Source organism: Indolivaga macrotermitis, from assembly GCF_900128985.1.
In the GTDB taxonomy this organism is placed as follows: Bacteria; Bacteroidota; Bacteroidia; order Bacteroidales; family Dysgonomonadaceae; genus Dysgonomonas_A; species Dysgonomonas_A macrotermitis.
On the sequence record NZ_FQUC01000013.1, the window covers coordinates 31,456 to 45,029 of the forward strand.

General features: G+C 36.9%; 10 protein-coding genes. 4 read left to right on the forward strand and 6 right to left on the reverse strand.

Translation table 11 applies throughout. The annotated features are described in order from the left end of the window. Positions 1-156: 156 nt before the first annotated feature. From BUC12_RS15005 to panC, 3 genes are all read right to left on the reverse strand, one after another. Positions 157-1,494, reverse strand: a complete 1,338-nt coding sequence (locus tag BUC12_RS15005) for an MATE family efflux transporter (RefSeq protein WP_062181096.1) — start codon at positions 1,492-1,494, stop codon at positions 157-159. An 88-nt stretch (positions 1,495-1,582) separates the two neighbouring features. After that, entirely contained in the window at positions 1,583-1,936 is a 354-nt protein-coding gene (gene panD, locus BUC12_RS15010; protein ID WP_062181100.1) for an aspartate 1-decarboxylase, read from the reverse strand. A gap of 57 nt (positions 1,937-1,993) precedes the next feature. After that, complete coding sequence (gene panC / locus BUC12_RS15015; RefSeq protein ID WP_062181103.1) at positions 1,994-2,845, reverse strand: pantoate--beta-alanine ligase; 852 nt, start codon at positions 2,843-2,845, stop codon at positions 1,994-1,996. A 196-nt stretch (positions 2,846-3,041) separates the two neighbouring features. Between panC and BUC12_RS15020 the strand changes: the two genes are divergently transcribed. The 4 genes from BUC12_RS15020 (at position 3,042) to BUC12_RS15035 (ending at position 8,755) form a co-directional block, all read left to right on the forward strand. After that, positions 3,042-3,851 carry a glycogen/starch synthase gene (locus BUC12_RS15020; protein ID WP_062181106.1) on the forward strand — a complete coding sequence of 270 codons (810 nt, stop codon included), beginning with the start codon at positions 3,042-3,044 and terminating at the stop codon, positions 3,849-3,851. A gap of 93 nt (positions 3,852-3,944) precedes the next feature. Beyond that, positions 3,945-5,297, forward strand: coding sequence for a DUF4270 domain-containing protein (locus tag BUC12_RS15025; protein ID WP_062181109.1), 1,353 nt, complete (start codon positions 3,945-3,947; stop codon positions 5,295-5,297). Between the two features lie 343 nt (positions 5,298-5,640). After that, positions 5,641-8,193: an adenosylcobalamin-dependent ribonucleoside-diphosphate reductase gene (locus BUC12_RS15030; protein WP_062181112.1), complete on the forward strand. Its 2,553-nt coding sequence runs from the start codon at positions 5,641-5,643 to the stop codon at positions 8,191-8,193. Positions 8,194-8,278: 85 nt separating this feature from the next. Further along, positions 8,279-8,755 carry a hypothetical protein gene (locus tag BUC12_RS15035; RefSeq protein WP_062181115.1) on the forward strand — a complete coding sequence of 159 codons (477 nt, stop codon included), beginning with the start codon at positions 8,279-8,281 and terminating at the stop codon, positions 8,753-8,755. A 65-nt stretch (positions 8,756-8,820) separates the two neighbouring features. Here BUC12_RS15035 and BUC12_RS15040 read toward each other — a convergent pair whose 3' ends face one another. From BUC12_RS15040 to nuoL, 3 genes are read right to left on the reverse strand one after another with little or no spacing between them, the layout of a single operon-like run. Beyond that, positions 8,821-10,209 (reverse strand): NADH-quinone oxidoreductase subunit N, encoded by a 1,389-nt coding sequence (locus BUC12_RS15040; protein WP_062181118.1) that lies wholly within the window; start codon positions 10,207-10,209, stop codon positions 8,821-8,823. 24 nt (positions 10,210-10,233) lie between these two features. Next, entirely contained in the window at positions 10,234-11,670 is a 1,437-nt protein-coding gene (locus BUC12_RS15045; RefSeq protein WP_062181121.1) for a complex I subunit 4 family protein, read from the reverse strand. 15 nt (positions 11,671-11,685) lie between these two features. Continuing rightward, entirely contained in the window at positions 11,686-13,572 is a 1,887-nt protein-coding gene (nuoL, locus tag BUC12_RS15050; protein WP_062181124.1) for an NADH-quinone oxidoreductase subunit L, read from the reverse strand. Positions 13,573-13,574: the final 2 nt, after the last annotated feature.

Here is a 13,574-nt window from a genome sequence, read left to right on the forward strand (position 1 = left end):
TGACACCATTTTTGAATTTATTTTTTTTTTAATTTATAGTTTTCAAGTTTGTTCTGTTCCAATATGTCAAAGGTCTCTTTGCTAATAGATAAAAATAAAAGAGGCATATCCGATATTCTGAACATGCCTCTTTTCCTGTATATAATTTTGTTTTACTTATATCTCTTTAGTCCGCCAGTTGGCCTTTTTCAGATAGATGAATGAAAGAACCATCAGCGTACCCCAATATACATATTCAACAGTCCAGCAAGCAGCGACCGACGACTTGTTATGGATCACTATAACATACATTGCAAACACATAGAAAACAATAGTTATAAGCTCAAAGATCAAAGCCCAACGGGTATTTCCTGTTCCCGATATCGAATTGAATAACACAGTACCAATACTACAGATAGGCAAAGCTAACAGTAATACATACAATGGAGTTACAGTCTCATATACCAGGGACATATCTTTGTTAGATGCTATCAGTCCGATCCAAAATTCAGGATTAACAACTGTAATAAGAGCCATCACCACAATGATCGCAAGATTAAGTATACAGATCCTTTGAATCAGAGGCCATACATTCTTATATACCTTAGTACCCATCGTATTACTTACTAAAGTATTAGCCGTAGTCGATAGTGAATTCATAGGGATAAAATATATCATATAGAAAGTCCGGATGATATTGGTTATTGCCAAATCCCTTTCCCCGTGATTTTCTATTGCCAAAAAGAAGATAAACCAGGTAGACATCGAAATAGCATATTGAGCCATTGTGAACACCGATATATTAAGAATACGGCGTACTATCGAAAAACGAAACTTCATCTTCTGGAAGCCGTATTTCTTTAAATCCACCGTTTTTGCTGTATATATTGCGAAAAATAATATGGAAGATATTTCTGCTAATACAGAGGCCATACCTGCTCCGGCTATACCCATCTGGGGGAAACCGAAATTTCCGAATATCAGAATATAATCGAAAACAATATTCACAACAGTCATTACTGCCGCATTCATTGTTAACACCTTTGTGCGGGCAATTCCGACATAAAATGCCCTGAACATTATATTGACGGATGCAAAGAAAAATCCGAAAGTACGCCATTCCAAATATTCAGAAGCAGCTTCGTACACATGCGGAGATTTTATCAATATAGGTAACAGATGCGAAGAAAAAGCTGTAGACGCAAAGTATAGTATTGCTGCAAAAGCCAGCAAAAACATCATTCCCTGCATCACTATAGTCCCTATCTGGTCATAATTTCGTTCTCCGTTACGGCGTCCTATCATTATCTGAGCACCGATACTGAAACCAAAACCCAGCATGAAAAAAGCTATATAATATATACCGGCTAATCCGGCAGCTCCAAACTCAACCTCTCCTACTCTTCCTAAGAATATGGTATTGGCGATCTGCATAACATTCTGGGTCAACAACCCAAGCATGATCGGCAGACTTACTTTCCATATATCCGCATAAGAATATACTTTTGACTCCATAAATGTTGCTTTGTATCTTTTAAAGACAAAGCAGGGGTGATTCTTTTTGTATCACCCCGCTTTATATAATTGTTTAATTAGTGTTTCTTTATTTAACCAGCTTGTTGGTTACCGTATCGGGAAATACTATCCAGGGTTTAAATGTTTTGGCTTCCTCAAAATCCATTATCGCATACGAGATTATAATAATGATATCTCCCGGCTGGACCTTGCGAGCAGCTGCACCATTCAAACAAATGGTCCCCGAGCCTCTTTCTCCTTTAATTATATATGTTTCGAGGCGCTCACCATTGTTATTATCAACAATACATACTTTTTCTCCTTCAATCATATTGGCAGCATCCATCAGATCTTCATCAATAGTTATGCTTCCTACATAATTCAGATTAGCTTCTGTTACAGTAACCCTATGTATTTTCGACTTTAAAACTTCTATTTTCATTTCTTACTGAAGGTTCAGAAAACCTTTCTTTTAGTTTAATATACTTCTAATATTTACTCAGTCCTTTTGATAGTAAGTTATATTATCAATCAGTCTTACTTCTCCGCAAAATACAGTTATACATCCAACGGCATACTTTGTATCTTCCCAATTAGTTATAGATTGTAATGTATTGCCATCTACAATTTCGAAATATTCTACTTCGAGAGGCTCTACCCTATTTATTTCGTCTTTTACTGTTTTGGTAGTTTCTTCTACTGTGTATAAGTTTATTCGATCTTTACTCTTAAATAAAGCCTTACTTATAGTTACAGCAGCTTCTTTATCCTTCTCTGATAATCTTTGATTACGGCTACTTTTTGCAAGCCCCGATTCTTCCCGGATAATAGGCATTGGGATTATTTCGACCGGAATACTGTATTGCTTTACCATTTCGCGGATAATTGCTAATTGCTGAAAATCCTTCTCTCCAAAATATGCCCTATCAGGCTTTACAATATCAAAAAGACGGCTAACAACCTGTGCAACCCCGTTAAAGTGCCCCGGACGATACTTTCCCTCCATCACTTTATCCAGTTGTCCAAAGTCAAATTGACGGGTATCCGGTTCCGGATAAATCTCCTTTGCAGTTGGTACAAAAACGATATCGGCTCCCACTTTTTCCAACAGAGCAGTATCCTCGGTCAATGTTCTAGGATATTTTTCAAGATCGCTTGGGTTATTAAACTGTGTGGGATTTACAAAAACACTAACTACCGTAATATCGTTTTGCTCGGTACTTTTTACAACTAACGACACATGTCCTTCGTGTAAAGCGCCCATCGTTGGAACAAAACCTATCGATTTTCCTTCTTTTTTAAGTGATAAAGTGGCCTTTTGGAGGTCAGAAACCGTCTCTAAAATAATCATAAACGTTTAACCTAAATTTGTTATCCAAATAACAATGCAAAGCAACTAAATATTTATGAAAAATGAAACTTTCGGAGCCTATCATTTCCGAAAAAACAACATCTTTTATAACCCAGGCTTTTTTTGATTCACCAGAAATTGCATAAAACCAGATTTTTTTTTATTATCTTTGTATTGTAAAAACGAAACAACTATAATGAGCGTAAAAAGAGTTTTATTCATCACACAAGAAATTTTTCCGTATCTACCCGAATCTGCAATAGCCGAAACCTGTAGAAATTTGCCTCAGGCAATACAAGAAAAAGGTAAGGAAATCAGAACATTCATGCCTAGATTTGGTAGCATCAATGAACGAAGAAATCAATTACATGAAGTAATTCGTTTATCCGGGATGAATTTAATTATAGACGACACTGATCATCCTTTAATTATAAAAGTTGCGTCGATACAGGCTGCCCGCATGCAGGTATACTTTATTGATAATGATGATTTCTTCAGTCGTAAATTTACAACTGAAGACGAAAACGGTGTTGAGTTTCCCGATAACGAAGAGCGAAGCATATTTTATATCAGAGGAGTACTCGAGACAATCAAAAAACTGAGATGGATACCCGATGTAGTACATTGTCATGGTTGGATGACAGCCTTAGCTCCCTTATATCTTAAATCAGCATTTGCTGACGACCCTTGTTTTAAAGATGTTAAGATTGCTTACTCGCTGTATAACGATAATTTCAAACAACCGTTTTCCGATAAATTCTCTTCAAAACTGAAGTTGTCTGGAATTACAGATAAGCATGTAAAAGATATTGCCGGAACTTCGGTAGACTATGACAAATTGACCCAGTTTGCAATGAAGTATTCGGATGGAGTTATTCAGCAGGAAGAAAATGTAGACTTGGCTTCACTGGAATATGTCGAAAAGAATAAGATAAAATTCCTGCCATATAAGGGCACAGCACTAGAAGCAGCTGAAGCGATTAATGAATTTTATGACACTCTGTAATTCATAAAAAAAATGAAAAATATGTATTTGCTTTTGCAAGTACATATTTTTTATGATCTTTGAACTTCCTAAAATGTAATTTTTAAAAGAAGAATGAAACTAAGTACGCTATTATCTTTAGCTTTCGCTTTATCTATCACATTCGGATTTATCTCTTGTGATGACAACTTAAACGATATAGGTGGATCATTACAACCCCCCAGTGACCTTATCAGTGTAGGAACCGATACTTTAGCTGTTTCCGCAAGAACTATATCAATGCAGGATTCAGTATTTGCACAAACTATAAACGGAATATTAGGTAATTATGAAGATGATATCTTCGGCACTACTAAGTCCGATTATCTCTGTCAATTATATTTTCCTAAAGACACGAAATTCAAAGAAGATCTTTTAGCAATAGATTCTGTTCAGTTCGTGATCGATTATGCAAGCTACATAGGTGATTCCTTAGCACCAATGGGACTCTCTGTATACAAGGTAACAAAAGAACTTCCCGAATACTTCTATACAAACGCAGATCCTAAGAAATATACGGATATGAAATCGACAATAGCGAGCCAAGCCTTCTCTGTTGCCGGTTCTAAAATAACAGAAATATCCAGCGGTGTTATTTATAGACAAGTTATTGCCGAAATGGATACATCTTTTGGTAATGACCTATATTCTGCAATGAAAGCAGGCACTGTAACAGATGACGTTTCTTTTAATAAATATTTTCCGGGAATGTATGTAACAACTACTTTCGGTTCAGGAACTCTGATACAAGCCTTGCAAACAACCGTTGACATATATTACAGATATAAAACCCCTAACTTCGATAATACGACTGACACTATAATTAAAGGAACACTATCATTAGCTGTAACCAAGGAGGTAAACCAGTTGAATCGAGTGGAGAACAAAAATCCTGAATCGTTATTTGATACTTCTTCTGGTATGATTTACTCAAAAACTCCGGCTGGAGTATATCCTGAAGTAGTTTTGCCCATCAAACAAATTAAGCAAAATATGGTGAGCAATAACTTCGCATCTGTCAACTCAGCGATGTTTAGTGTTACCGGATATACAGAAAAAGAACCTACTGGCGCATTTTCGTACGGAAGATCGCAGTATTTGCTACTAGTCAATAAAGACTCCGTTGATTACTTCTTTAAAACGAGGTCTTTACCAAATAGTATCACAACATTCACAGCAGAAAGGAATACTTCGACTAATACGTATAAGTTTGGTAACTTGTCGCGTTTAATATCTATTTATAAGGATAAAAACCTTGAAGAAGATCCAACATTCGTACTTGTTCCTGTAGATTTATCATATATACAAGCATCTATATATTCGAATCCGGTATTGGTTAATGTTTATAATAAGATGTTACCAACGGCTTCAATATTCCGTAACAATGTTGATAATATGAGGCTAACCCTTATTTACACTCGATTTTAGCGTAGATTAGATTCTCTTAGAAAACAAATAATAATGAAAACTCCGGACTTAAAACCCGGAGTTTTTTTATGTTTAACAACAAGTAAAATTTCTTTTTTGGAAAAAACCCTGATTTACCAGATACATAGTTTAAGATAATTTTGCAAATACCAAAACTATACATAAAAATATTTTCGGAAAACTTTTCTAAAAAAAATAAACAAATACACATTGATAATGAGATAATTAAAAAAATATTTGGAAAACTTTAAACTTTGTTGAAAAGATTTTGTTATAAAACTTGCGATCTATGATCAGTATTCATAATTTCGTATTCATAAACTCATAACATCAAAATAAGATAATGGAACGTAAAGTCTATACATTTAATGAAGCCTATGAGGCTACATTAAATTACTTCAAGGGGGACGAATTGGCCGCAAAAGTCTGGGTCAATAAATATGCCTTAAAAGATGCAGAAGGTAATATCTATGAAAAAACTCCTATTGATATGCACTGGCGACTAGCCAATGAAATTGCTCGCATCGAAAATAAGTATGAAAACGGACTTACGAGCCAACAATTATATGACTTATTTGATAATTTCAAATATATAATTCCACAGGGGAGCCCCATGACCGGAATTGGAAACAATTACCAAATAGCTTCTCTTTCGAACTGTTTTGTTATAGGAGTAGATGGTTCTGCGGACTCATACGGGGCTATTATGCATATTGACCAGGAGCAGGTTCAACTAATGAAACGTAGAGGTGGTGTAGGACATGATCTTTCACATATCCGCCCTAAAGGTTCTCCGGTTAAAAACTCAGCATTAACTTCTACTGGACTGGTTCCTTTCATGGAAAGGTATTCTAACTCAACACGCGAAGTTGCTCAGGACGGCCGTCGTGGAGCATTAATGCTTAGTGTATCAATAAAGCATCCTGATGCAGAATCGTTTATTGATGCAAAAATGACTGAAGGTAAAGTTACCGGAGCCAATGTATCGGTGAAAATTGATGACGAGTTTATGCAGGCTGTAGTAGACCAGTCGAGTTATACACAGCAGTATCCGATCAACTCCGATAATCCTACAACAGTAAAAGAAATAAAAGCAACCAAACTTTGGGAAAAGATCGTTCATAACGCATGGAGGTCAGCCGAACCCGGTGTATTATTCTGGGATACGATTATCAGAGAATCAGTGCCTGACTGCTATGCCGATTTAGGCTTTAGAACTGTATCAACAAATCCTTGTGGCGAAATACCTTTGTGTCCTTATGACAGCTGTCGTTTATTAGCTATCAATTTATACTCTTATGTAGTCAATCCTTTTACTGATAAAGCATATTTCGACTTCGAATTATTCAAGAAACACGTTGCTTTAGCACAACGTATCATGGACGATATTATCGACCTTGAAACTGAAAAGATAGACAATATCCTTCTAAAAATAGAAGAAGACCCCGAAGTTGAAGAAGTAAAATATACAGAACGTAACCTTTGGAATAAGATTCGTAAAAAAACACTTCAAGGACGCAGAACAGGTGTTGGTATTACAGCCGAAGGAGATATGCTTGCAGCAATGAACCTTCGTTACGGAACAGAAGATGCAACTGCATTTGCTGAAGAAATACAACGCACGCTTGCTATAGCAGCTTATCATTCATCTGTAGATTTAGCGAAAGAAAGAGGTGCTTTTGAAATATTCGATATCGAAAGAGAAAAGAATAATCCTTTTATTAACAGACTTTGTGCTGCTGACCCAGAGCTTTATGCCAAAATGGAAAAATATGGTAGACGTAATATTGCATGTCTTACTATCGCTCCAACAGGAACTACGAGCTTAATGTCTCAGTCCACCTCGGGTATTGAACCTGTATTCCTTCCCGTATATAAACGTCGCCGGAAAGTAAATCCGAATGATGCCCAAGTAACTAAGATTGATTTCGTAGATGAGAACGGAGACTCTTGGGAAGAATATATCGTATTCCACCATAAATTTGTAACTTGGATGGAAGCCAAAGGATATTCAACTTCTAAAAAGTATAATAACGAAGAATTAGATAAGCTTATAGCCGAATCTCCCTATTATAAAGCGACATCGAATGATGTAGACTGGTTACAGAAAGTAAAGATGCAGGGACGTATACAAAAATGGGTTGACCACTCGATCAGTGTGACTATAAACCTTCCTTCTGACGTTTCCGAAGACTTAGTAAATAAGCTCTATATCGAAGCTTGGAAAAGTGGATGTAAAGGATGTACAGTCTATCGCGACGGTTCGAGAGCCGGGGTACTGATATCTGCTGACGATAAGAAAAACACCAAAAAAGAAGATTGTGGAGACTGTTTCGAACGTCCGACGGTTATACCTTCCAGGCCTAAAGAATTAGAAGCTGATGTGATCAGATTCCAGAATAATAAAGAAAAGTGGATTGCTTTTATCGGAATGGTCGATAATCGTCCATATGAGATCTTTACCGGTTTGAATGATGATGATGAAGGTATTATGTTACCAAAACATGTCAACAAAGGCGTTATAATAAAAAGAACTGACGATGACGGAGAACGTAGTTACGACTTCCAGTTCAAGAACAAACGTGGCTATAAAACGACAATCGAAGGACTTAACAGTAAGTTTAATCCTGAATACTGGAACTATGCCAAATTGATTTCCGGAGTACTAAGATATGCAATGCCTATTGATCAGGTAATAAAACTTGTACAAGGTTTGGAGTTAGATAGCGAAACAATCAACACATGGAAAAACGGTGTTGAGCGGGCTTTGAAAAAGTATCTTCCTAACGGAGCTGAAGTCAAAGGGCAAAAATGTCCTATATGTGAACAGGAAACACTAGTATATCAGGAGGGTTGTTTGAAATGCAACAACTGCGGTGCATCTAAATGCGGCTGATATAGTAGAAATCAAATAAATATAAAAAGCTCGGGGAGAATTCTTCCTGAGTTTTTTATTCGCTGACCTTCAAATAAAAATAACAATGGAAAATGTACAACAAAATCATCAGGGATTGACCGTAACCTTTCGAGCCCAACAACTCCTAAAGAGTTCAGCTAATTGGGCAAAGTTCGTAGCCATATTTTCGATTCTGTTCACGGCCGTTATCGGTATGGGTACTTATATTATGTACCTTATGGCGCAGAGTATATCTAGAGTTCCTGACGAAGCCAAAACCGGATTATCTCTCTTTACTGCTATTTCATCTATTATTCTGATTGCAGTAACTGCTACTTACTTTTACTCTCTCTACAGAATTCTTAAGTTCTCAGGTACAGTGAAGTTCGCCATTGAATCCTACAATTCGGATGTACTGACTGAATCGTTCGAACATCTGAAAGCCCATTACAAAAGTCTGGGAATAATGATGATAGTAATGCTTGTAGCATATTTTATTATTGCAATCGCTTTTGGAATATTTATAGCCTATGCAACGAAAATCATGATGGAAACATTTTGAAAATCAAGATAAAAAAATAGCCACAGGAACTTTCCCTGTGGCTATTTTCATATATCTCTTATATTTTAAATAGTTAATCCCATAATTACCGAAGGGAAAAGACCTAATATAATATTTAATGTAATAGCAATCGAAGCTACGATCACATAGCGTGCATCGACTTTCAGAGCTTGAGTACGTACCGAATCTTTAGAGAACATCACATTCGCCGTACCAAAATAATAGTAAATAGCGATAATAGAATTAATAACCCCGAAGATGACCAATATAAGGTAACCCGATTCTATCATTTGGGTAAACATAAATAACTTTGCAAAGAACCCGGCAAAAATAGGTATACCACCTAAAGATACCATTGCACAAGTAAATAATCCTGCCAAATAAGATTTCTCTTTAGCTAAACCGAATATATTAGAGATATCTTCATCCTTATCTCCACAGACAGCCATTATCACGGCAAAAGCAGCGATACCTGCCAGAGAATAAGCAGCAGCATAATAAAGTATAACGTTCGTCCCTGCGCCATTAGACAGCAGATCCATCATCATAAATCCGGCATGAGAAATACCCGAATATGCCATCAATCGTTTCAGATTACGTTGACGTAAAGCTGTTATATTACCAACCGACAATGTAAGTATAGTAAGAATAACAACTACTATCTGGAATGCAGGGGTCATACCTACCGCAAAGATTACAAATACCTTGTAAAGAGCTCCCAGAGCAGCCACTTTAACCAAAGTGCTCATCAATGCCGTTACCAATGTTGGAGAACCTTCGTATACATCAGGAGCCCAGAAATGAAATGGCACAACACCGGCTTTAAAGAATAAGCCGACTGCTATCATTACAAAACCTATTTTAAACCAAACGGGTAAAGCTTCTCCCTGAGCCATGGATATTGCAATGATAGTTTCGATGTCAAAGGAACCAATAGCACCGTATACCAAAGCAATACCGAACAGAATGAAACTCGAGGCAAAAGCACCCATAATGAAATATTTCATTCCGGCCTCATTACTCATTTTATCTTTCGGATTACTGGCTGCTAATATATAAGCCGGAATTGAAAGGACTTCGACCCCGATAAAGAACATAGATAAATTACTGAAAGAGACCATTGCTATTGCACCGGCAAGCATGAAGATTATCAGTGCTACATAATCCGCAATCTTATCTATCCGTTCAGCATAGAATTTAGGACTCATCATCAGAACAAGCATGGTGAGAATAATAAACAGGCTCGAAAATCCTCTCGAATATCCTGTACTCACAACCATCTTGTAAGTATCAATATCAAGAAATGATGTATTTAGATAAAACTCGGCAATAGTCATGCCCAATATTCCGGCCAGACCTAAAAGGGTTATCGGAACCAGGATTTTTCTTAAATTCAAAACCTCCAGTAACAGGCAGATTATACCTAATGCTGAGACAGCTACTAATGTACTCATTACTATATCTTGCTATTTTATTCGTTATCTATTTATATATGTCATTAATTCCTGAAGGCTCGGCGATATTATATCTACAATAGGTTTAGAATAAATCCCGAAAAATATCAGAACTACAGCCGACAACACAAATACCAATGTTTCATTGATAGTCAGGTCAGGAAATGACCGGTTAATTTTGTCCCCAAGCATCACATATTGGTACATACGCAACATAAAGAATGCTCCAAGGAACATAGAAGCACCTAACGGCAGAAGATATCCAAGGTGTACCTGGTAAACTCCATACATAATAGTGAACTCTCCCACGAAATTAAACGTCAGAGGGATCGCTATAGATGCCAATATCATAAAGAAGAATGCTATTGTAAACTTAGGTGCACTAGACTTGATCCCACCCATTTTGCTAATCAAAGGTGTTTTCAATCTACGGTGTATAACCTCTGCCGAGAAGAATAAACCTATAATTCCAAACCCGTGCGCTAAAATCAGTATAACTGCACCTTGCAATCCATCATATGTTAACGCATAAACACCCGCAGCAATAAAACCAACATGCGAAAGCGATGCATAGGCGAAAAAGCGTTTCAGGTTATCTTGTCTCAATGCTATAATCGCACCATATAACACACCTATAATAGAAAGGATCAATACCAATGACCGTAATTCATGTGCAGCATACGGAGTAACAGGCAATTGCCAACGGATAACACTATATAATCCCATTTTTGACATCAGTGCACCCAACAAAAGGGTTCCCATAATCGGGGCCTTTTGATATACACTTGCCTGCCATGTATGGAAAGGGAATACCGGAATCTTTATCGCATACGCTAAAAAGAATGCGAGGAATATCCATATCTGTTCAGTATGGCTCAGGTTTGCATTGTATATATCATGAAGTTCAAGACTTCCGACTTTTACATACATATATATAATTGCCGCTAACATAAACAGCGAGCCTGCAAATGTATAGATGAAGAATGTCATAGCTGACCTACGGCGTTTTGCTCTTTCTCCATTACCCCAAAGTACAACAATAAAATAAATCGGTATCAGAGACATTTCCCAGAATACATAATACACAAGGGCATTACTGCTCAAGAAAACACCAGTCATAGCAAAAGACATGAATAACACAAGGCTATACAAAATCCGTTCTGATTTTACCGTATGTGATATACTCGTAAGCATGATAATGGGCAGTAACAGCGAGTTAAGCAAGAGCATAACCAATGATAAGCCATCTACCTTCAATGAGAAAGCAATATTTGGTTTACTTATCCATTCTATACTGTACGAAGTTGCTCCTGTAGATTGGTATTCGAGTAAAAGTGATATCGAAAATGCTGCTGCCGCTATGGCAAACAACATGGCTACCTTCGAAGCAAATCTGTTTCCCGAAAAGTAGGTTACCAATGACCCTGCTAATAAAATAAGTAGTATAATAGCGATATTCATTTCTATATAAAATTTTTACACGAAAAATAAGTAAGCGACAATCGAACAGAAACCGATAACAAAGAAGAATAAGTAAAGCCCTATACTTCCGTTTTGTATAGCCCTCAATGGTATAGACAGAGCTGCTATCAGGTAACCGAATCCAAATACAATGGCATTCATTATATTTTCTACTATATTCTTGAAGAAATTTGCCAATACGTAAAACGGCTTTACAAATAGAGTATCATATATCTCATCGATATAGTATTTGTTATAAGCTACTTTTGCAAATCCTGTTATCTTATCATCTTCTTCGGGAACAACAGACTTAACTATATACTGGTAATATGCGATAGCTAAACCAATCAATGCTATAAGAACTGATATACCTATCAGCATAAACTGATGGGAAGTAGCTCCGTGCTCTGCCGGAACGCCAGCAACTAATATAGGTGACAAATATTCATTAAGCCAACTGTAGCCGAACGGTAAACTGATAAGTCCGCCTATTGTAGCTAAAACAGCCAGTATTATCAAAGGCAAAGTCATTACAAATGGAGATTCATGTAAATGATGTTTTTGTTCTTCCGTTCCTCTAAAACCTTTATTAAAAGTAAGGAACAAAGCTCTGAACATATAAAAAGCAGTCATCAACGAAGCAAGAGCTGCTAATACCCAAAGTCCTATATTATTTTCAAAAGCAACTACCATTATTTCATCCTTCGAGAAAAATCCCGCAAATGGAGGAATGCCCGAAATAGATAAGGTAGATATAAAGAAGGTAGCAAATGTTATTGGAAGAACTTTTCTCAATCCACCCATTTTACGCATATCCTGTTCTCCTCCCATGGCATGAATTACCGAACCCGATCCTAAGAACAGACACGCTTTGAAAAATGCATGTGTAATTACGTGGAATACTGCTACATGATATGCACCTAGCCCGATAGCTAAAAACATAAGACCAAGTTGCGAAACAGTTGAGTATGCCAGAACCTTTTTAATATCAGTTTGGAAAATACCAATAGATGCAGCAAACAGAGCAGTAACAGCACCTATTATCGCAATAAACAGTTGAACATCGGGTGTTAGATTGAAAATAAAGTTCAATCGGGTTATCATAAATATACCTGCCGTTACCATAGTTGCAGCATGTATCAATGCCGAAACCGGAGTTGGCCCTGCCATTGCATCGGGTAGCCATGTATATAATGGAATCTGAGCACTTTTACCCATTGCCCCTATGAAAAGGCATAAAGTTCCGAGCCCAAGTAAACCAGACACTTCGAGATTAGAAGTAGTAGTTACTGCTAATTTTAGGCTATCAAAATCGATTGTCTTAAATATATATCCAAGAGTAAACACTCCGGTAAGGAATCCTAAGTCCCCTATCCTATTCATAATAAAGGCTTTCTTTGCCGCATCGTTAAACTTATGATTCTTATACCAGAACCCTATAAGCAGATATGAACAAAGTCCGACTCCTTCCCATCCGATAAACATGATCGCCAGGTTATTAGCTGTAACCAGAATAATCATGAAAAATATAAACAAGTTCAGGTAAGAAAAAAAGCGGTCGATATTTTCGTCACCTTTCATATACCCTATCGAATACAAATGTATAAGAGCTCCGATACCGGTTACAAACATCAGCCAAATCAATGATAACTGATCCAGAACCAGTTCGAAATTAGCTTTGAAATCCGAAAAACTTACCCATTCGAACAGATGTACATGGATAGCCTGTCCTGTTGAAACAATCTTTATAAAATAAATCAGTGTGATCACAAAACTACCTGTAACTGCAGCTGTAGCAATCAGTCCCGGTAATGTTTTTCCCAGCTTTTTACCAACAAACAAGTTTATCAAGAAACCTGCCAGAGGAAAAATCAAAAGCAATAATATCAATCCTGTCTCCATTC